The organism is Pseudomonas sp. Z8(2022), from assembly GCF_025837155.1.
GTDB lineage: Bacteria > Pseudomonadota > Gammaproteobacteria > Pseudomonadales > Pseudomonadaceae > Aquipseudomonas.
The window spans coordinates 4,283,646-4,303,626 of the sequence record NZ_CP107549.1 but is presented as its reverse complement, the minus strand read 5'-3'; the positions used below and the strand labels follow the sequence as shown (position 1 = coordinate 4,303,626).

Sequence of the window (19,981 nt, the reverse complement as noted above, 5' to 3'; positions counted from 1 at the left end):
ATTGGCCTGCCCCTTCAGTGCGTAAGCTCTTCGCGCTCCTTGCCGGTCGCGGTGGCGGTGCGGGCCCGCGGAGCATGGTCATCGTCATCCTGTAGCGGTACTTCATTGCCCTGTGCGTCGTACAGCTTGCCACCGATGAAATGATCGCCCTCGTGCAGTGCGGCGATGTCCTGATAGCGCAGGCTGCGTTCGGTGCCGGCGACGAACACCGACTGCTGGTCCGAGTTGCCCGTGGTGAAGTGGTTGAACAGCAGATTGAGCAGGATCGCCATGATCGCCGCCGAACTGATGCCCGAATGGAAGATGGTTTCGAACCAGGCCGGGAAGTGATGATAGAAGCTGGGCATGGCGATGGGGATCATGCCGAAGCCGATGGACGTGGCGACGATCACCAGATTCATGTTGTTGCGGTAGTCCACCTTGGCCAGGGTGCGGATGCCGCTGGCCGCGACCGTGCCGAACAGCACGATGCCGGCGCCGCCGAGTACCGAGGTCGGTACTGCGGCGATGACCCGGCCGATGATCGGCAGCAGGCCGAGCGTGACGAGAATCAGGCCGCCGGTGGCCACGACATAGCGGCTCTTCACGCCGGTGACGGCCACCAGGCCGACGTTCTGGGCGAATGCGCTCTGGGTGAAGGAGCCGAACAGCGGCGCGATGATGCTGGCGATCATGTCGGCGCGCAGACCGTTACCGAGGCGTTTGGAGTCGATCCTGGTATCGATGATGTCGCCCACGGCGAGGATGTCGGCCGAGGTTTCCACCAGGATCACCATCACCACGATAAGCATCGAGATGATCGCCGCTACCTCGAATACCGGCATGCCGAAGTGCAATGGCGCCGGAAGCGCCAGCACCGGACCTTCGCTGACCCTGGAAAAGTCGGCCATGCCGAACGCCAGGGCGACCAGCGTGCCGATCACCATGGCCAGCAGAATCGACAGTCGCTAGATGGTGGCGCTACCCACCTTGCTCAACAGAAGCACGGTGGCCAGGGTAAAGGCGGCCAGGCCGATATTGGCCATGCTGCCGAAGTCGGCGGCCTCGCTGTTGCCGCCCATGGCCCAGCGGGCGGCTACCGGCATCAGGGTAAGGCCGATGGTGGTGATGACGATGCCGGTGACGAGAGGCGGGAAGAACTTGGTGATCTTGGAGAAGATGGGGGTGATCAGCAGGCCGATCACCGCTGCGCCTATCACCGCACCGAACACTACCGGCAACCCGCCTTCGCCATTGCTGGTACCCACTATCGCCACGATGGTGGCGACGCTTGCGAAAGACACACCCTGTACCAGTGGCAGCTGGCAGCCGAAGAAGGGTATGCCAATGGTCTGCAGCAGGGTAGCGGCGCCACCGACGAACAGCGAGGCGGCAATCAGCAGGCCTATATCGGCAGGCGACAGGCCCGCGGCCTGGCCAACTATCAGCGGCACGGCGACGATGCCGCCATACATGGTCAGCACGTGCTGCAGACCGTAGAGCAGGTTGGAGCCAAGGCCGAGGTTCTCGTCCTCGGGGCGCTGAGCGGTGGAGGTCATTGGAAAACTTCTCGCTGTTGTTCTTGTGCGGTCAATTTAGACATTTTGTAGCCATCTTGGCTACTGCTTTGTATACATTCTTACGAGCGGTCGTTGCCGCGAACGTTGCCGCGTTTCCGGTCATGAAAAATCCGCACCTGCCGAAAAAATTGCATATCCGACCCACACGCGGGCTCGCGGGGTGGCCCGGGCAGGCCCTAGACTATGCGCACCTGTCAGCGGAGATACCCATGGACATTTTCAGCATCGCCGTGCTGATCTTTTTGGTCACAGACCCTTTCGGCAACATTGCCATCTACATCGCTGCCCTGAAGAACGTCGAGCCGCGCCGGCGCCTGTGGATCGCCGCGCGCGAACTGCTGTTCGCCCTCGGCCTGCTGCTGCTGTTCCTCACCTTTGGTGACAAATTCCTCACCAGCCTCGGGTTGTCGCGCGAGGCAACCGCCATTGCCGGCGGTATCATCCTGTTCGTCATCGCCATGCGCCTGATTTTCCCCAGCCCGCAGGGGCTGCTCGGCGATGTGCCGGACGGCGAACCGATGCTGGTGCCGTTGGCGACACCTGCGGTGGCCGGACCTTCGGCCCTGGCGGTGCTGATGACCCTGCGCAACACACACACCGGGCCGCTCTGGGAGCTTTATCTGGCCCTGATCCTGGCCTGGGCGGTGACGGCATTCATCCTGTTGCAGGCGTCGTTCCTGCAGCGGTTCCTTGGTAATCGCGGGTTGATGGCAGTGGAACGTCTGATGGGCATGCTGCTGATCATGCTCAGCGTCGACATGCTGCTGGACAACCTGCAGAGCGTATTCGGTCACGCATGAAGTCTCTTTGTCTTGCTCTCGCGCTTGTTCTGCTAGCTGGCTGTAGCGGCGGTCTGCGGATCGACGACAGTCATACCGCCACTGGCCAGAACAGCCGCGTGCAGTACGTCGTGCTGCACTACACCTCCGCCGACCTGCAGCGCTCGCTCGATTTGCTGACGCAGACGGAGGTGAGCAGCCACTACCTGATCGGTGACGCGCCGCCGACCGTCTACCGCCTGGTGGACGAGAATCGCCGCGCCTGGCACGTCGGCGTCAGCGAGTGGAAGGGGCGTACCTGGCTCAACAGCACCACCATCGGCATCGAGCTGGTCAACCAGGGCTATTACCAGACTCCGAGCGGTCGCTACTGGCAGCCTTTCGCGCCGCAGCAGATCGATACCCTGATCGTGCTGCTCAAGGACATCGTCAATCGTCACCAGCTGCCGTTGGGCTCGATCATCGCGCACGGCGACGTGGCGCCTCAGCGCAAGGTCGATCCGGGGCCGCTGTTTCCCTGGAAGCGCCTGGCCGACGAAGGCCTGGTGCCCTGGCCGAACGAGGATGAGGTGGCGCGCCAGCAGGCGCTGTTCAGCACCAGCCTGCCCAGTGTGCAGTGGTTCCAGGAGCAGCTGGCGCAGCAGGGGTACACGGTGCCGCAGCATGGCGAGCTGGACGAGGCGACGCGCAACGTCATCGCCGCCTTCCAGATGAAGTACCGGCCGGTCAACTATGACGGTGAGCCGGATGCGGAAACCGCAGCGCGCCTGCTGGTGCTCAACCTGCAGGCGGCGGGATAGGGCTCAGGCAGGGGTCGTGCCGATCAGCCGGGAGTCGCTCAGCGCGGCGCTACGGTGAACGGTGGCGGCCTTGTACTCCGGGTCAGAGAGCATGCTCAGAAAGGCCGCTGCCGAGGGATAGCGCACCAGCAGAAGCAGGTCCCACTGCTCGTCCTTCGGTGCGATCGGCGACAGGTGAACGTCAGCCATCACCTGCACTTCGCCACCTACCGCACGGACCTTGCTCAGCGCGGTACGGCTGTAGCGCGCGTAGGCTTCGCGCCCGCTGCATGGCGCATGGGGGTTGTCTGCACCATACGCGGCCTGCTCGTTGAAACGAAGCAGGTTGAGCATCAGGATCGGTGTGTCGCCGGGCATGCGCTCGGCGAACGCCAGTAGATCCGCTTGGCTAGGGTTGATGCTGGGCATGCACTTTCCTCGGCTGGACGTTTTGCCGAGCGTCCCGTCTGCAGCCGAGTACGGCAAGTGCTATCGATCTGCCTGATAGGCGATCATCTGGACAGCGTGGGATGTCGACCGTGTCAGGCGCCCGCCAGGTCGTCCAGCCGTTGTGCCAGCAGTCCCAGGTCGTAGGGTTTGACGATGCTGTTGGTGGCGGCCGCGCTGTCGCGGGCGCGCACTTCTTCGAGCAGTTCGCGCTCATCGTAGCCACTGGCGAACAGCACCGGCAGGGTCGGCCGCAGCTGGCGCGCGGCTTTCACCAGTTCGCGCCCGTCCATGCCGGGCATGCCGATATCGCTCATCAGCAGATCGACCTGCTGGTCGCTGCGCAGCAGATTCAGGGCACTGGGGCCATCGCTCAGGGCATGCACGCGATAACCGAGCTCACCGAGTACCTCAGTGGTGAGTTCGCGTACTACATCGTCATCTTCGACCAGCAGAACGGTCTTGGCAGTGACGTAATCGGTTTCGCTCATGAAGCTCCCTGTTTCGGCGCGCAGAATGTGCAAATGTTTGGCAAACTTCGGGGGCCGCGCGCGGTCAGTGTGCCACACGCCTCCCCCCGACAGATAAGAAGAAGCGAGACAATCATCGAATGGACGTCCCAATGTCGAATGAGTCCGCAATGGACGAGAAAGGTTTTCGCCGAATTCTCAATCGTAACGTCGGGCTACCGCTCGGCCTGGGCCTGATTGGTGCCCTGTTCTTTGCGGTATTGATCGGTTACCTGCTCAACGTGATCCGTTGGGTCGAACACACCGACCAGGTGCTCAACCGGGCCAGCGAGGTATACAAGCTGACCCTGGATCTGGAAACCGGTATGCGCGGCTTTCTGCTCAGTGGCGACGATGACTACCTCGCGCCTTACGAACAGGCGCGTGGCAAGTTTCGTCCGCTGACCGAACAGGTCATCGACATGGTCGGGGACAACCCGGCGCAGGTGCAGCGGCTCGAGCGCCTGCTGGCATTGCAGGAGCAGTGGGACCAGTTCGCCCGGGACGTCATAGACAGGCGTCGCGATGGTGGCAACTACCTGCAGGAAATTGCCCGGGGGCGCGGCAAGAACCTCACTGACGGCATGCGCCGCGAGCTCGATACCTTCATCAACAGCGAGCGCGAGTTGCGCCGGCAGCGCAATGCCGATGTCAGCAGCACCACGCTCTGGGGCGCCGGCATCTACCTAGTGGTCAGCATTCTGTTCAGCGCCATGCTGGCCCTGTTCGGCCGTCGTGAACTGATGAACCTCTCGCAGACCTACTCCAAGACCCTGGCCAAGCAGGCTGACTATGCCGAGGAGCAGAGACGCCGCGCCTGGCTGGGCGGTGGCCAGACGCTGTTGGCGGAGCGCCTGCTCGGCCAGCCACAGGTGCAGGAGCTTGCCGACCGTTCTCTCGAATTTCTGGCCGAATATCTCAACTGCGTGGTCGCGGCGCTGTATTTGCGCAATGAGCACAGCGGCGATCTGACGCGTGTTTCCGGCTACGGCTTCAGCGAAGACGCCAGCCTCAAGGAGCATTTCTACAAGGGCGAGGGGCTGGTCGGGCAGGCTGCCCGCCGGCGTCGTCTGATCTGTCTGGACGAATTGCCGGTCGACTACATCAAGGTCGCTTCGAGCCTCGGCGAAGGGCAGCCGGTCAGCGTTGTTCTGGTGCCGCTGCAGTCCGAAGATCGCGTCAACGGCGTGATCGAGCTGGCTTTCATGCGCAAGCTCGATCTGCGTGAGCGCGAGTTCCTCGAAGCCATTTCCGGCAGCGTTGGCACGACCCTGGAGGCCGCGCGTTATCGCCAGCGCCTGCAGGAGGTGCTCGATCAGACCCAGCAACTCAACGAGGAGCTGCAGACTCAGCAGGAAGAACTGCGCGCCGCCAACGAGGAGCTGGAGCAGCAGGCGCGGGTGCTCAAGGAGTCCCAGGCGCACCTGGAAACCCAGCAGGCCGAGCTGGAACAGACCAACGAGAAGCTCTCCGAGCAGGCTCAGGTGCTGGCCGACCAGCGCGACGAGCTGGACCAGCGCAATACCACGCTGGGCCGCATCCAGGCCCAGCTCGAAGAGCGCGCCGAGGAACTGCAGCGCGCCAGCCGCTACAAGTCCGAGTTCCTCGCCAACATGAGCCATGAGCTACGCACGCCGCTCAACAGCTCGCTGATCCTGGCCAAGCTGCTGGCGGAAAACGGCAACGGCAACCTCGACGACGAACAGGTCAAATTCGCCGAATCGATCTATTCGGCCGGCAACGATCTGCTCAATCTGATCAACGACATCCTCGACATCGCCAAGGTCGAGGCCGGCAAGCTCGAAGTGCGCCCGGAGCGCACCCAGCTGGCGAGCATGCTGGAAAGCCTGCGCGACGTGTTCGTACCGATGGCCGGCGAACGTGGTCTGGATTTCCGCATCGAGCAGCAGGGCGAGCTGCCACAGGTGCTGTTCACCGATCGCCAGCGCGCCGAGCAGATTCTGCGCAACCTGCTGTCCAATGCCTTCAAGTTCACCGACCGTGGCGGCGTGACCCTCAGCGTGTCGCGCCAGGACGATCATTACCTGGCCTTCGCCGTACGCGATACCGGCATCGGCATCGCGGCGGACCAGCAACAGGCGATCTTCGAGGCGTTCCGCCAGGCCGACGGCACCACCAACCGGCGTTATGGCGGCACCGGTCTGGGTCTGTCCATCTCGCGTGACCTGGCTGGGCTGCTGGGCGGCTCCATCTCCGTCAGCAGCGCGCCCGGTGAGGGCAGTACCTTCACCCTGCTGCTGCCCGAGCGGATGGTCGAAGGCGTGGCCCAAAGCAAACCGATGGAGACGCTTCAGGTGATGGCACCGCAACCTGTGCCGGCCACTCCCGAGATCCCCGCTTCAGCTTCGGCGATGCCGCGTACACCGGCGCCTTTCGCCGATGACCGTGAGCAGCTCGAAGAGCGTGGCGGTCGCCGCGTGCTGGTGGTGGAGGATGAAGTGCGCTTCGCCCGCATCCTCTTCGACCTGGCTCACGAACTGGGCTATGCCTGTCTGGTCGCTACCAGCGCGGATGAGGGCCTGGAGCTGGCGCAGCAGTACCGCCCCGACGCGATCCTGCTCGATATGCGCCTGCCCGATGGCTCCGGCCTCAGCGTGCTGCAGCGCCTGAAGGACGACGCGCAGACCCGCCATATTCCGGTTCACGTGGTTTCGGTCGAGGACCAGACCGAGGCGGCCCTGCACCTGGGCGCTGTCGGCTACGCGCTCAAGCCCACCAGCCGTGAGCAGCTCAAGGAGGTGTTCGGCAAGCTGGAGGCCAAGCTCAACCAGCAGGTCAAACGTGTGTTGCTGGTGGAGGACGACCCGCTGCAACGCGACAGCGTTGCCCGCCTGATCGGCGACGAAGACATCGAGATCACCGCCGTCGCCCTGGCTGGCGAAGCCTTGGAGAAGCTGCGCGAGACCGTGTTCGACTGCATGATCATCGACCTCAAGTTGCCCGACATGCTCGGCAACGAGCTGTTGCGGCGCATGGCCGAGGAGGACATCTGCTCCTTCCCGCCGGTGATCGTCTACACCGGGCGCAACCTGACCCGCGACGAGGAAGCCGAGCTGCTCAAGTATTCGCGCTCGATCATCATCAAGGGCGCGCGTTCGCCGGAGCGCCTGCTCGACGAGGTCACCCTGTTTCTGCACAAGGTCGAGGCCGAGCTGTCCAGCGAGCGTCAGCGCATGCTCAAGACCGCACGCAGCCGCGACAAGCTGTTCGAGGGACGGCGCCTGCTACTGGTGGACGACGATGTGCGCAACATCTTCGCCCTTTCCAGTGCGCTGGAGCAGAAGGGTGCCGCGGTCGAGGTGGCGCGCAACGGTCATGAGGCACTGGCCAAGCTGCGCGAGCGCGACGACATCGACCTGGTGCTGATGGACGTAATGATGCCGGAGATGGACGGCTACGAGGCCACCCGGCAGATTCGTCAGGAAGAGCGCTGGAAGAACCTGCCGATCATTGCGGTGACGGCCAAGGCGATGAAGGATGATCAGGAGCGCTGCCGTGAGGCCGGCGCCAACGATTACCTGGCCAAACCCATCGACCTGGATCGCCTGTTCTCTCTGATCCGCGTGTGGATGCCCAAGCTGGAGCGTCTGTGATGCCTGATGAAATAGAGCTGCGCCTGCTGATCGAGGCGATCTACCTGCGATACAGCTACGACTTTCGCGATTACTCGAAAGCCTCGCTCAAGCGCCGCGTGCGCCAGGCACAGGTGCAGCTCGACTGCCCGACCATCTCGGCGTTGCAGGAACGCATCCTGCACGAGCCGCAGGCCTTCATGCAGCTGTTGCAGTACCTCACCATCCCGGTCAGCGAGATGTTCCGCGACCCCGGCTACTTTCTCGCCCTGCGCCAGCAGGTGGTGCCGCTGCTGCACACCTACCCCTCACTGAAGGTCTGGGTGGCCGGCTGCAGCACCGGCGAGGAGGTGTACTCCCTGGCCATCCTGCTGCATGAGGAAGGCCTGCTGGAGCGCACCATGATCTACGCCACCGACATCAATCCACATTCGCTGGAAAAGGCCGAACAGGGCATCTTTGCCCTCGACAATCTGCGCACCTACACCCAGAACTACCAACTCTCCGGCGGCAAGCGGGCGTTCTCCGACTACTACTCGGAAGCCTATGACCGCGTGCTGTTCGACAAGTCGCTGCGGGCCAACGTGACCTTCGCCGACCACAGCCTGGCCACCGACAGCGTGTTCGCCGAAACCCATCTGGTCTCGTGCCGCAACGTGCTGATCTATTTCAACCGCGACCTGCAGGACCGCGCGCTCGGCCTGTTCCACGAGTCCCTCTGTCACCGTGGCTTTCTCGGCCTGGGCAGCAAGGAAAGCCTGGACTTCTCCGCCTATGCCCAGCAGTTCGAGGCGGTATCGCGGCCCGAGCGGATTTTCCGCAAACGATGAACGGCCAACGAATCAAGCTGCGCGGCCAGGTTCGTGCACCGCTGCGGGCACTGCTGATTGGCGCCTCGGCCGGCGGGGTGGAAGCGCTGCTGGGGCTGCTCGAAGACCTGCCGCCGGACTACCGACTGCCGGTGGTGTGCCTGCTGCATCAGCCGGATCGCAGCGACAGTCTGCTCGCCGATCTGCTGGCGCGGCGCCTGAAATTGCCGGCCAAGGAGGCCGAGGACAAGGAATACCTGCGCCCCGGCATGGTCTACGTGGCGCCGGCGGGTTACCACCTGTCCATCGAAACCGAGCGCTGCTTCTCCCTCAGCCGTGAGGAGCCGCGACATTTCTCGCGGCCGTCCATCGACATTCTTTTCGAGTCCGCGGCCGATGCCTACGGTGATCAGCTGGCGGCTGCGCTGCTCACCGGCGCCAACGAGGATGGCGCCGCCGGCCTGCTGGCCATTCACAAGGCCGGTGGTCTTACGCTGGTGCAGGAGCCGGCCGACGCGCAGGTGCCCACCATGCCGAATGCCGCGCTGGCGCTGTTCAAACCGGACTTTCTCCTGTCTATCAATGCCATGCGCCTGTTGCTGGCCGAACTGGATGCTCCGCCATGTTAAGGAAGATTGAAGCCAAGGTACTGATCGTCGACGATCTGCCGGAAAATCTGCTGGCACTGCGCTCACTGATCCAGAGTGAGGACCGCACCGTGTTCGAGGCCAGCGGTGCCGATGAGGCGCTGTCGCTGCTGCTCGAGCATGAGTTCGCCCTGGCCATTCTCGACGTGAAGATGCCGGGCATGAACGGCTTCGAGCTGGCCGAGCTGATGCGCGGAACGGAGAAGACCAAGCACATTCCGATCATCTTCGTCAGCGCCGTCGGGCGCGATATGGACTACGCCTTTCGTGGTTACGAGAGCGGCGCGGTGGACTTCCTGCACAAGCCGCTGTCGCCCTTCGAGGTGCGCAGCAAGGTGGCGATGTTCGTCGACCTCTACCGCCACCGCAAGGCGCTGAGCATGCAGCTGGAGGTGGTCGAGGCCGCGCGCCGCGAGCAGGAGGCGTTGCTTGCCGAGTTGCGTGAGACACAGGCCGAGCTGCAGAAGGCGGTGGAGATGCGCGACGTGTTCATGTCCATCGCCTCGCACGAGCTGCGTACGCCGCTCAACGGCCTGATCCTCGATGTGCAACTGCGCCGGCTGCGCCTGGAACAGGGGCGCATGGACGCCTTCACCGCCGACAAGCTGCGGGAGATGGTCGCCCGCGACGAGCGGCAGATTCGCAGCCTGAGCCGCCTGATCGACGACATGCTGGATATTTCGCGTATCCGTACCGGCAAGCTTTCCGTGAGGCCGCAGCCGGGTGATCTCGGTGTGCTCGCCGGCAGCGTGGTCGAGGCCCTGGCTGCACAGTTCGCCAGTACCGGCAGCCATATCGAACTGCATGTGGAAGGGCCGGCGCCGGTGATGATGGACGAGTTCCGCATCGAGCAGGTCCTGGCCAATCTGCTGACCAACGCCTTGCGCTATGGTGCTGGCAAACCGGTGTCGGTACGGGTCCGTGCCGAGGGCGAGATGATTCGCGCCGAGGTGAGGGATCAGGGGGTGGGGATCTCTGAAGCTGACCAGCGACGGGTTTTCGAGCAGTTCGAACGCGTATCCGGTACCAGCGTCGCTCAGGGGCTGGGGCTCGGCCTGTTCATCAGCGAACAGATCGTTCAGGCCCATGGTGGCCGTATCGAACTGACCAGCCGTCTTGGTGAGGGCTCCTGCTTCAGTGTCGTGCTGCCGCGCCGTGAATGATCGTGCAATTTGCACGTGTCACAATGGGGCATCTTGCAAAGTGCATGGGGGTTGAGGAACTATGTCTTTGTAAGCTATTGATTTATAAGGATATTTTTATTTTTTGAGATTGGCATGAGCGCTGCAAAATCAGTCATGTAAACCCCCGACTGACCTGCTATGGAGAAGCGCCATGTACATTATCCGACTGAGCCTGTTCTGCGTCTCTGCATTTCTGGTCGGCGGGGTTTACGCCAATGATTTCAGTGATTCGGCTGACGCTGTTGCCAAGACAGCCGAATTCAGCTTTTCCAACTCGCCGATGTGGGAGTCCCGCGCCGATCTGCAGCCGAACGGGTCTGCCGAGGCGCGCACCCAGTCTGCTCGCGCTGCCGGCACCATTGGTGACGACGCCCAGTGGTTGCGCATTTCCGACGAAGGCGGTGCCGAAGGCGCAAATCGTGAATCCCGCCCCGCCAACAGCACCCCGCGCTGGGTGTTCTGACCGACAAGGAGTCCAGCCATGTCCAGAAGTGCCATCCTGTTGTTGATCATGACCCTGGCCAGCCTGGCCGCGCTTTGGTTGAGCCCGGGCCTGGAGCAGGAAGGGGTCGCCATGCTGCTCAAGGGGGCCAGCGTGGTTTTCGGCCTGGGTTTCCTGGTAGCGCTGCTGGCCGGGCGTCGCATCAAGTTCGATCCGGTCCTGCGCTGAGCCTGATTCGGCACCGAAGCAATAAAAAACGCCGCGAAGATCGCGGCGTTTTTTATTGGCCGGTCATCAGCCTGCTACAAGGCGCAGACCTCAGACCGGCAGGCTGAAGTAGAAGTTGGCGCCTTCTCCCGGGCGCGAGTGCACCTTGAGCTGGCCGCCGTGCAGTTGCGCGATTTCCCGCGCCAGGGCCAGACCCAGACCAACGCCGCCCTTGCGTCGGCCGGCCTGAACGAAGGGCTCGAAGATACGCGCCTGCTGCTCGAAGGGGATGCCCTCGCCCTGGTCCTGGACACTGACGATGACCTGCTCGGCCTGGCGACGTATGCGTAGTCGTACCTCGTCGCCGGGGTTGCTGTAGCGCAGGGCGTTGTCGACCAGATTGTCGAGCAGGCGCTCCAGCTGTGCGGTATCCACGCTGAGGTGCGGCAGTGGTTCATGGATTTCGCAGGCCAGCGTCACTTCCCGCTCCGCGCACCGCTCGGCAAAGCGCGGCGGCGTCTGGCGGATCAACTCGGCCAGGTTGCAGGGACGGCGCTGCAGGGTCTGCACGCCGTTCTGGTAGCGCGAGAAATTGAGCAGGTCGTTGATCAACTGCACCAGGCGGTGCATCTCCTCGTCGACGGTGCGCATCAGCTCCTGTTCGCGGCCGCCGGGCGGCAGCGTCAGGCGCTCGCGCAACAGGCTGAAGGCCATGTGCATGCCGGTGATCGGCGTGCGCAGCTCATGCGAGGCGCGCAGAATGAACTCGCTGCGCACGCGCTCGAAGGCGCGCTGCTTGGTGACGTCACGCAGCACCATCACCGCGCCCACGCTGTCTCCCTCACTGACCTGGACAGGAGTCAGTGCCCAGGCCAGCAGGCGGGTTTCGCCGTTGCGTTCGATCTGCAGATCGGCAGGGGGCTCGTGCAGCAGCTCTCCGGCCAGCACCTGGTGCAAGGCCTCGTCGACGGCATGGTTCGGCAGCCGCGGGCCGATCGGCTGGCCGAGGATATCGGCCTGCCAGGACAACTGGCGCAGTGCCACCGGGTTGGCGTGCTCGATCCGGCCCTGGTTGTCGAGGATGACCAGGCCATCGTCGATGCTGTCGAGCACGGCTTTCAGCCGGCCTTCGCTGCTGAGCAGCTGATGCAGGTTGCTCGAGTGGTATTCACGCAGCGCCTGGGTCATCAGGCCGAAGCGACGGCTCAGCACTGCCAGTTCCACCACTGGCGATACCGGCAGCACCACATCGTATTTGCCCTGGCCGATCTGGTCGGCTGCACGGGCCAGCATGTCGATGGGAGCGCCGAAGCGGCGCGCAATGCCATGGGCGGTGAGTACGCCGATCGCCAGCACGGCCAGGCCGGTCAGCACCAGTAGTCCGGCAATCAGCTGCGAGCGCTCGCCAGACTTCTTCTCGGCCTCGATGACCCATCCGACGATCCTGTCCTGCTCGGCGAGCAGGTGGTTGCGCAGGCGCTGGAATGCCTCGGTAAAGGCGCTGTGGGCGCCCAGATTGTGCGGCGTCTGGCCTTCGGGCGTTGCGCTGGCGGCGGCCTCTTCCATCTGATCGTAGAGCCTGGCGGCCTCCTCGAGGCCCAGCTGGTAGTGCGTACCGAGATTCGCTTCGAGGCCTTCGGCGAGGGTGGTGCGGAATCCCTCGCGCACCCGCGCGAGGTTTTCGGGGTCAGGGTTCTCGCTGAGCAGCAGGATCAGCTCGTCGCCCAGATGCTGGCGCAGCTTCTGGCCGAGCTGCACGGCGGTGAAACCGCTCTGGTTCAGCTCACTCTGGCTGCGCGTTACCTGGGTGACGCTGAACAGACCGAGCAGCAGGCCCAGCAACGCCACGGTGATCAGTGCGGAAATGCTGAGGAACAGGCGTGTGCGAAGCTTCATCGACAGCTTCATGGAGATCCCATGTCAGAGGTTGTACTGCTTGCGTTTGCGGTAGAGCGTCGAGGTATCGATACCCAGCGTCTTGGCCGCCATGTCGAGGGTGCTGCTGCTGGCCAGCACCGCAGCGATGTGGGCTTTTTCCAGCTCCTCGAGGCTCATCGGCGCGCCGATGCGCAGGGCGCTGTTGGGGGCTTCGCTGCTGCCGCCAAGGCCGAGGTGGGCGATTTCCACTGTCTCCTGCTGGCAGATGATGCTGGCGCGCTCGATGACATTGCGCAGTTCGCGGATGTTGCCCGGCCAGTGGTAAGCCTGCAGGGCCGCCACCGCCTCGGGGCTGAAGGCGCAGGCCGGACGACCGTAGTCGCTGACGAAGCGGGCGAGAAAGCGCTCGGCCAGGGACAACACGTCCTCCTGGCGTTCGCGTAGCGGTGGCAGCTTGAGGGTGATGACGTTGAGGCGGTACAGCAGGTCTTCGCGGAAACGCCCTTCGCGCACCATCTCGTCGAGATCCAGGTTGGTGGCGGCGACGATACGCACATCGGCACGGCGTGTGACCGGATCGCCGACCCGTTCGTACTCCTTGTCCTGGATGAAGCGCAGCAGCTTGGGTTGCAGGGCCAGCGGGAAATCGCCGATCTCGTCGAGGAACAGGGTGCCGCCGTCGGCCTGGCTGACCCGGCCCTGGGTGCTCTCGCTGGCGCCGGTGAAGGAGCCGCGGGCGTGGCCGAACAGCTCGCTCTCCATCAGCTCGGCGGTCAGTGACGGACAGTTGATGGTCACGCAAGTGCGTTTGGCGCGGCGGCTCCAGCCGTGAATGGCGCGGGCCAGCTCGCCCTTGCCGGTGCCGGACTCGCCGAGAATCAGGATATTGGCGTCGGTGGCGGCGACCTGGCGTGCGGTTTCCAGCACCGACATCATCGCCGGGCTGTGCGAATCGAGACCGTCCTTGACCTTGCGCACCTCGCCTTCCAGCGCTTCCAAGCGTGCGGCCAGGGTGCGCACTTCCAGCTGCTTGGCAGCCGCCAGACGCAATTGATCGGGGGTGCAGGGCTTGACCAGGTAATCGGCTGCACCGGCCTGGATCGCATCGACCGCAGTGTCCACGGCCGAGTGGGCTGTAACGATCACCACGCGCATCCAGGGTGCCTGGATGCGCATCTGCGCCAGCAGCTCGAGGCCGCTGTCCTCGCCAAGGCGCAGGTCGAGGAAGCACAGGTCGAACACCTGGCGATGCAGCAGCGCTTCGGCCTGGGCCGCGCTGCTGGCGCCCGCGACGTCGTAACCTTCGTCTTCCAGGCAGTAGCGGAAAGTACGCAGGATTGCCGCCTCGTCATCCACCAGCAAAATTCGTCCGCTGGTTTGCTCTGCAACTGCCATGTTTGTGCTCCGTCTCGCTGGTCAATGCAGCTTAGTCAGGTAAAAACCGTGCAAGTTGCACGGCGTGACTGCGCAGATACTGCACCCTGCATGCAGGCAGGGTGCCCGACCTTTTCTTAACTGTTTGTTTTTACGCGATTTTCTTCTTTTTTCCTGGCTGGCATGGGGCTTGCGAGATTCCTCGTACCGTCTCACGAACAGGAGTGAATCATGCCCCCGTTCAAACCCCTGATGCTGGCCGTCAGCACGACGCTGTTGCTCGGCCTCTTGCCGCTGGCCAGCCAGGCCGCCGAAGCTGCGTCGGCTGCGCAGCTGGAAGCCGCACGCCAGGAAGGCTCGATCTGGACCGCCTTCGCCCTCAACCGCCATCTCAACCCGTTCAAGCTCAAGGCCGAAGTGGAGGATGGTGTCGCCACCCTCGAGGGCAAGGTCGAGAACGACGTGCAGAAGGACCTGGCCGAGCAGGTGGCGCTGAGCATAGAGGGCATCGACTCGGTGGACAATCGCATTGCAGTCGGCAGTGACGCCGTCGAGGACAATCCGCCCGCCATGGTGCAGCGGCTCGAGGACGCCAGCCTCGCCGCCACGGTCAAGTCCAAGCTGCTGTGGAACAGCAATACCCGCGGCCTGGACATTCAGGTCAAGAGCGAGACCGGCAACATCACCCTGAGCGGTCATGCACAGACGCCGGCGGCCAAGGAGCTGGCGGGCCAGTTGGCGGCCAACACCGATGGCGTGCGTGAGGTGTTCAACCACCTCAGCATCAGCACGGCAGACAGCAGTAGCAGCGAAGTGCAGACCACCCTCGAAGAGGCGCGCGAGGAGATCAGCGACGCCTGGATCACCAGCAAGGTCAAGGCGAGTTTCCTCTATAGCCGCAACCTGGATGCCATCAACATCACGGTGAACACCGACGACGGTCTGGTCAGTCTGCGCGGCAGCGTGCTGAGCAGCGCCGAGAAACGCCTGGCGGTGGAGATCGCCCGCAACATCCGCGGTGTGCGTGGTGTGGACGCCGATGCCCTGCTCATCAACAGCTGAATTCAAAGCAACAGCAGCCGCTGGAGCGGTCGCTGACCCGCAAGTCCCATAGCCAAGGAGAGAATCCATGAGCAGCAAGACCGCACAACTCAATGAATTGATCGAAATCACCCGTGACGGCAAGCGCTTTTACGAGCATGCCCACGACGAGGTCGGTGATGTCCGTCTGCAGGCGCTGTTTCGCGACATGGTGCGCGCCAAGACCCAGGTGATCAATGCGCTGAGCGTCAAGGTGGCGGCCAATCAGACCGAGCCGGCGTCCGGCGGCACCATGTTGGGCAAGCTGCGCCAGTTCTACGCGGATACCCGCGCAACCCTGGCCAAGGATGAAGACGCCGCCTACGTCGCGCAGCTGGAGGAAGCGGAAGACCGTATCCTGCATGCCTTCGAGGATGCGCTGGAAAGCGCCGAAGAGGATGTCCGTGTGTTGCTGGCCGTGGAAATGCCGAAGGTGCGTGCCTGCCATGAGCGCATGCGTGCGCTGAAGCAGAACATGCAGTAGTCACTGGCGCTGTTACGAGCCCCTGCGCGCGATGCGTGCGGGGGCTTTTTGTTGGGCAGACCGGACTGGCAAATACGTGTGTGCTGACGATGGCTTTTCTTCCTGACGGGACCGTATCGCGAGCTTGCAAGACTTTCACAAACTCAAGCTCGACGGCGTCTGCTTTTGCTTTTGCTCTTAGGCTGCGTTCGCACAGACGACACCCAAGTCCCCTTCAGGAGGCCGAGTGAAATCGCCGTGGAAGGGGTTGAGCGACATGGATGTCGCGAGAGCCGTGATGGGCCAGGGATGGCCCTTCACGGCGTGCCCCTGGAGCGGTGATGGCGCGAGGGAACCCCGGCGCAGCCGGGGCCGTATGCAGGGGTGTGTTTCTTTGCTTACTTTCTTTGCACAAGCAAAGAAAGTGAGTCGCCCGTAAGGGGCGAAACCTAAACGCTCAGCGCACGCGCTAACGGATAGTGCCAGCACAGAAAGCACACACGTATTTGCCAGTCCGGTATCAACCCGCCTTTCACCGAAGCGCCTTTCTCTGCCAAAGCGAAACGTTGTCGACGTTCATTCAACTGTCACATTCGTTTCATACAGTGTTCACACGGCCTGCAGATACTTGGGCCCGTTCCATCCGACACAACACTATCTGCTAGGAGCAAGGCATGAAACTGAAGCGTTTGATGGCGGCCCTGACTTTCGCCGCCGCCGGCGTAAGCGCCGTATCTGCTGTAGCCGCCGTCGACCCGGCTCTGCCGACCTATGAAAAGACTTCCGGTGTATCGGGCAACCTGTCCAGCGTCGGCTCCGACTCGCTGGCCAACCTGATGACCCTGTGGGCAGAAGAGTTCAAGAAGAACTACCCCAACGTAAACATCCAGATCCAGGCCGCCGGTTCCTCCACTGCGCCACCCGCGCTGACCGAAGGCACCGCCAATATGGGGCCGATGAGCCGTCCGATGAAGGACAGCGAGATCCAGGCCTTCGAGGAGAAATACGGCTACAAGCCCACCGCCGTTCCGGTGGCCATCGACGCCCTGGCCGTGTTCGTGCACAAGGACAACCCGATCCAGTCGCTGACCATGCAGCAGGTCGACGCGATCTTCTCCAGCACCCGTCTGTGCGGTGAAGACAAGGACCTGAGAACCTGGGGTGACGTCGGCCTGAGTGGCGAGTGGGCGAACAAGCCGATCCAGCTGTTCGGTCGTAACTCGGTATCCGGCACCTACGGCTACTTCAAGGAAGAGGCTCTGTGCAAAGGCGACTTCAAAGCCAACGTCAACGAGCAGCCGGGTTCGGCTTCCGTGGTGCAGTCGATCTCCAGCACCCTGAACGCCATCGGTTATTCGGGTATCGGCTACAAGACCTCCAGCGTTCGCGCCGTGCCGCTGGTGGACAAGAGCGGCCAGGTAGAGGAAGCCAACGAAACCAACGCGCTGTCCGGCAAGTACCCGCTGGCGCGCTTCTTCTACGTGTACGTTAACAAGGCGCCGAACCAGCCGCTGAGCCCGCTGGACGCCGAGTTCGTCAAGCTGGTGATGTCCAGGCAGGGGCAGGAAGTGGTGGTCAAGGATGGCTACATCCCGCTGCCGTCGAAAGTGGTCGAGAGGACCATGAAGGAGCTGGGCCTGTAATTCAGCACCTGACGATCTCGGCCGGCTGATGGTCGATCGGCCCGCCACCCCATGGAGTGGCGGGCTTCGCCATGTCAGGTCGCTGTAACCGTTCTGTCATACAAGCCCGCTAGATTGACCAGCCTGGACAGCCCTATGCGGCGCATTAGAGCCCGCGCAGAGATTTCTCGCATGAAAGACTTGGCAAACGAAACCGTGAACAGCGCGCACAATCCCCTGGGGATCGATTTCAACACCCCGGCCCTGCAACGCAAGCGCCGCCTGCGTGCCCTCAAGGACCGCATGGCGCGTTGGTACGTTTCCATCGGCGGTCTGGCGGTACTCGCTGCCATTACCCTGATCTTCTTCTACCTTGCCCATGTCGTGCTGCCCATGTTTCAGGGCGCCGAGTTGCAGGCGCGCAAGGTGCAACAACCGGCCTGGCTGGCCGAGGCGCAGGCGCCGTTGCTGCTGGCAGTCGAAGAACAGAATCAGGTCGCCATGCGCCTGGACAATGCCGGCGCCGTGCAGTTTTTCGAACTCAAGAGCGGCGAAGCGCTGCAACGCATACAACTGCCGCTGCCTGCTGGCGTCAGCGTCGCTTCCGTTGGCCAGGATCAGCCTGGTAGCCGCCGCGTGGTGCTCGGTCTGTCCAACGGCCAGGCGCTGGTGATCCAGCACAACTACAAGATCAGTTACCCGGACAACGTGCGCACCATCGCGCCGCAGATCGACTATCCCTACGGCCAGACGCCGATCGAGGTCGACCCGCAGGGCCGCGCGCTCGACCATGTTGCCGTCAACCTCAATGGCGGCACCCTGATGCTGGCCGGCTCCACCGGCAACGAGTTGCACCTGATCAGCCTCGGCCGCGAGGAAAACCTGTTCACCGGTGAGGTGAGCGTCAGTGAAGAGCGCATCAACCTGCCGCAGATCGGTGAGCCGATCAGCCAGCTGCTTCTCGATCCGCGGCAGATGTGGTTGTACGTGTTCAACGGCGATTCCAGCGCCGATGTCTTCGACCTGCGCAAACGCAGCCTCAATGGCCGCTACGAACTGCTCACGGATGCTTCCAACAGTGTGACCAGCGCCACCAGTCTGCTCGGCGGCATCTCGATCATGATCGGTGACGCCAGGGGCGGCATTCAGCAGTGGTTCATGGTGCGCGACGAGGACGGCAAGTCCACCTTCCAGTCGATCCGCAGTTTCCAGCTGGGCGACAGTGCGATCACCCGGATTCTGCCCGAGGAGCGTCGCAAGGGCTTCATGGCGCTGGATGCCGACGGTCGCCTGGGTATCTTCCACAGCACCGCGCACCGCACCCTGCTCAGGCAGCAGGTCGCCGAGGGCAGCGCCATCGCCGCCCTGTCGCCGCGCTCCACGCGTTTGCTGGTGGAGTCCGAAGGCAGACTGCAGCGCTTCGCGGTGAGCAACCCGCACCCGGAAATTTCCTGGAGCTCGCTGTGGGGCAAGGTCTGGTACGAAAGCTACCCGGAGCCCGACTACGTCTGGCAATCGACCTCCGCCAACACCGACTTCGAGCCCAAGCTGAGCCTCTCGCCGCTGGCCTTCGGCACTCTCAAGGCTGCCTTCTACGCCATGCTCCTGGCCGCTCCGCTGGCCGTTGCGGCGGCGATCTACACCGCCTACTTCATGGCGCCGCGCATGCGTACCAAGGTCAAACCGGTGATCGAGCTGATGGAGGCGCTGCCGACGGTGATCCTCGGTTTCTTCGCCGGTCTGTTCCTCGCGCCGTTTCTGGAAAACCACCTGCCCGGCATCTTCAGTCTGTTGGTGCTGACGCCGCTGGGCATCCTGCTGTTCGGTTTCCTCTGGACCAAGCTGCCGGAGTCCGTGCGCCATCGCGTACCCGACGGCTGGGAGGCGGCGCTGCTGCTTCCGGTGGTGATCGCCATCGGCTGGTTCTCCATCGCCGTCAGTGGTCATCTGGAAAACTGGCTGTTCGCCGGCAACATGCGTCTGTGGCTGTCCAACGAGCTGGGCATTCCTTTCGATCAGCGCAACGCCCTGGTGGTGGGCCTGGCGATGGGCTTTGCGGTGATCCCGAACATCTATTCGATCGCCGAGGATGCCGTATTCAGCGTACCCAAGAGCCTGACCTTCGGCTCCCTGGCCCTTGGCGCCACGCCCTGGCAGACCCTGACCCGCGTGGTGATCCTCACCGCCAGCCCGGGCATCTTCTCGGCGTTGATGATCGGCATGGGTCGCGCGGTCGGCGAGACCATGATCGTACTGATGGCCACCGGCAACACGCCGATCATGGATATCAACATCTTCGAAGGCATGCGTACCCTGGCGGCCAACGTCGCCGTGGAAATGCCCGAGTCGGAAGTCGGTGGCACCCACTATCGCGTGCTGTTCCTTGCGGCTTTGGTGTTGCTGATGTTCACCTTCGTGATGAACACCCTGGCCGAACTGATTCGTCAGCGCCTGCGTACCAAGTATTCGAGCCTATAAAACATGCCTGCGCAGCAGGCCAACTGATGACCCTCTCCCATTCATGGGAGAGGGTGCCCCGAAGGGGCGGGAGAGGGTCGTGCAGGCGCGTGCCCAAGCCCTCTCCCCCGGCCCCTCTCCCGCAAGCGGGA

General features: G+C 63.3%; 16 protein-coding genes and 1 pseudogene. 12 read left to right on the top strand and 5 right to left on the bottom strand.

What is annotated here, in order from left to right:
• Positions 1–14 precede the first annotated feature (14 nt).
• Positions 15–1,538: pseudogene (locus OEG79_RS20400) on the bottom strand (nucleobase:cation symporter-2 family protein).
• Between the two features lie 230 nt (positions 1,539–1,768).
• Here OEG79_RS20400 and OEG79_RS20395 point away from each other — a divergent pair.
• Both OEG79_RS20395 and OEG79_RS20390 read left to right on the top strand, forming a co-directional pair.
• Positions 1,769–2,359: a MarC family protein gene (locus tag OEG79_RS20395; RefSeq protein ID WP_264146754.1), complete on the top strand. Its 591-nt coding sequence runs from the start codon at positions 1,769–1,771 to the stop codon at positions 2,357–2,359.
• Complete coding sequence (locus OEG79_RS20390; protein ID WP_264146753.1) at positions 2,356–3,138, top strand: N-acetylmuramoyl-L-alanine amidase; 783 nt, start codon at positions 2,356–2,358, stop codon at positions 3,136–3,138. Before OEG79_RS20395 ends, OEG79_RS20390 begins: the two co-directional genes overlap by 4 nt.
• Positions 3,139–3,141: 3 nt before the next feature.
• Here the strand turns inward: OEG79_RS20390 and OEG79_RS20385 are convergent, their stop codons facing one another.
• Both OEG79_RS20385 and OEG79_RS20380 read right to left on the bottom strand, forming a co-directional pair.
• Complete coding sequence (locus OEG79_RS20385; RefSeq protein ID WP_264146752.1) at positions 3,142–3,546, bottom strand: DUF1330 domain-containing protein; 405 nt, start codon at positions 3,544–3,546, stop codon at positions 3,142–3,144.
• A gap of 113 nt (positions 3,547–3,659) precedes the next feature.
• Positions 3,660–4,055, bottom strand: coding sequence for a response regulator (locus OEG79_RS20380; RefSeq protein WP_264146751.1), 396 nt, complete (start codon positions 4,053–4,055; stop codon positions 3,660–3,662).
• 149 nt (positions 4,056–4,204) lie between these two features.
• Between OEG79_RS20380 and OEG79_RS20375 the strand changes: the two genes are divergently transcribed.
• The 6 genes from OEG79_RS20375 to OEG79_RS20350 all read left to right on the top strand — a co-directional run bounded on the left by OEG79_RS20375 (position 4,205) and on the right by OEG79_RS20350 (position 10,976).
• Complete coding sequence (locus tag OEG79_RS20375) at positions 4,205–7,687, top strand: response regulator (RefSeq protein WP_264146750.1); 3,483 nt, start codon at positions 4,205–4,207, stop codon at positions 7,685–7,687.
• Positions 7,687–8,496: a CheR family methyltransferase gene (locus tag OEG79_RS20370; RefSeq protein WP_264146749.1), complete on the top strand. Its 810-nt coding sequence runs from the start codon at positions 7,687–7,689 to the stop codon at positions 8,494–8,496. The genes OEG79_RS20375 and OEG79_RS20370 overlap by 1 nt, the downstream gene beginning before the upstream one ends.
• Positions 8,493–9,104, top strand: a complete 612-nt coding sequence (locus OEG79_RS20365) for a chemotaxis protein CheB (protein WP_264146748.1) — start codon at positions 8,493–8,495, stop codon at positions 9,102–9,104. The genes OEG79_RS20370 and OEG79_RS20365 overlap by 4 nt, the downstream gene beginning before the upstream one ends.
• Positions 9,098–10,285 (top strand): hybrid sensor histidine kinase/response regulator, encoded by a 1,188-nt coding sequence (locus tag OEG79_RS20360; protein WP_264146747.1) that lies wholly within the window; start codon positions 9,098–9,100, stop codon positions 10,283–10,285. The genes OEG79_RS20365 and OEG79_RS20360 overlap by 7 nt, the downstream gene beginning before the upstream one ends.
• Positions 10,286–10,457: 172 nt before the next feature.
• Positions 10,458–10,769: a hypothetical protein gene (locus OEG79_RS20355; RefSeq protein WP_264146746.1), complete on the top strand. Its 312-nt coding sequence runs from the start codon at positions 10,458–10,460 to the stop codon at positions 10,767–10,769.
• Positions 10,770–10,787: 18 nt separating this feature from the next.
• The gene (locus tag OEG79_RS20350) at positions 10,788–10,976 is read left to right on the top strand and encodes a PA3371 family protein (RefSeq protein WP_264146745.1); all 189 of its coding nucleotides are present in this window, start codon (positions 10,788–10,790) and stop codon (positions 10,974–10,976) included.
• A gap of 90 nt (positions 10,977–11,066) precedes the next feature.
• Here OEG79_RS20350 and OEG79_RS20345 read toward each other — a convergent pair whose 3' ends face one another.
• The gene (locus OEG79_RS20345; protein ID WP_264146744.1) at positions 11,067–12,863 is read right to left on the bottom strand and encodes an ATP-binding protein; all 1,797 of its coding nucleotides are present in this window, start codon (positions 12,861–12,863) and stop codon (positions 11,067–11,069) included.
• 12 nt (positions 12,864–12,875) lie between these two features.
• Positions 12,876–14,228: a sigma-54-dependent response regulator transcription factor AlgB gene (gene algB, locus OEG79_RS20340; protein WP_264146743.1), complete on the bottom strand. Its 1,353-nt coding sequence runs from the start codon at positions 14,226–14,228 to the stop codon at positions 12,876–12,878.
• 210 nt (positions 14,229–14,438) lie between these two features.
• Here algB and OEG79_RS20335 point away from each other — a divergent pair, with 210 nt between their 5' ends.
• The 4 genes from OEG79_RS20335 (at position 14,439) to OEG79_RS20320 (ending at position 19,850) form a co-directional block, all read left to right on the top strand.
• The gene (locus OEG79_RS20335; protein ID WP_264146742.1) at positions 14,439–15,269 is read left to right on the top strand and encodes a BON domain-containing protein; all 831 of its coding nucleotides are present in this window, start codon (positions 14,439–14,441) and stop codon (positions 15,267–15,269) included.
• A gap of 67 nt (positions 15,270–15,336) precedes the next feature.
• Positions 15,337–15,771 (top strand): ferritin-like domain-containing protein, encoded by a 435-nt coding sequence (locus tag OEG79_RS20330; protein ID WP_264146741.1) that lies wholly within the window; start codon positions 15,337–15,339, stop codon positions 15,769–15,771.
• 653 nt (positions 15,772–16,424) lie between these two features.
• Positions 16,425–17,393: a PstS family phosphate ABC transporter substrate-binding protein gene (locus tag OEG79_RS20325; protein WP_264146740.1), complete on the top strand. Its 969-nt coding sequence runs from the start codon at positions 16,425–16,427 to the stop codon at positions 17,391–17,393.
• Between the two features lie 171 nt (positions 17,394–17,564).
• Positions 17,565–19,850: an ABC transporter permease subunit gene (locus OEG79_RS20320; RefSeq protein ID WP_264146739.1), complete on the top strand. Its 2,286-nt coding sequence runs from the start codon at positions 17,565–17,567 to the stop codon at positions 19,848–19,850.
• The last annotated feature ends 131 nt before the right edge of the window (positions 19,851–19,981 follow it).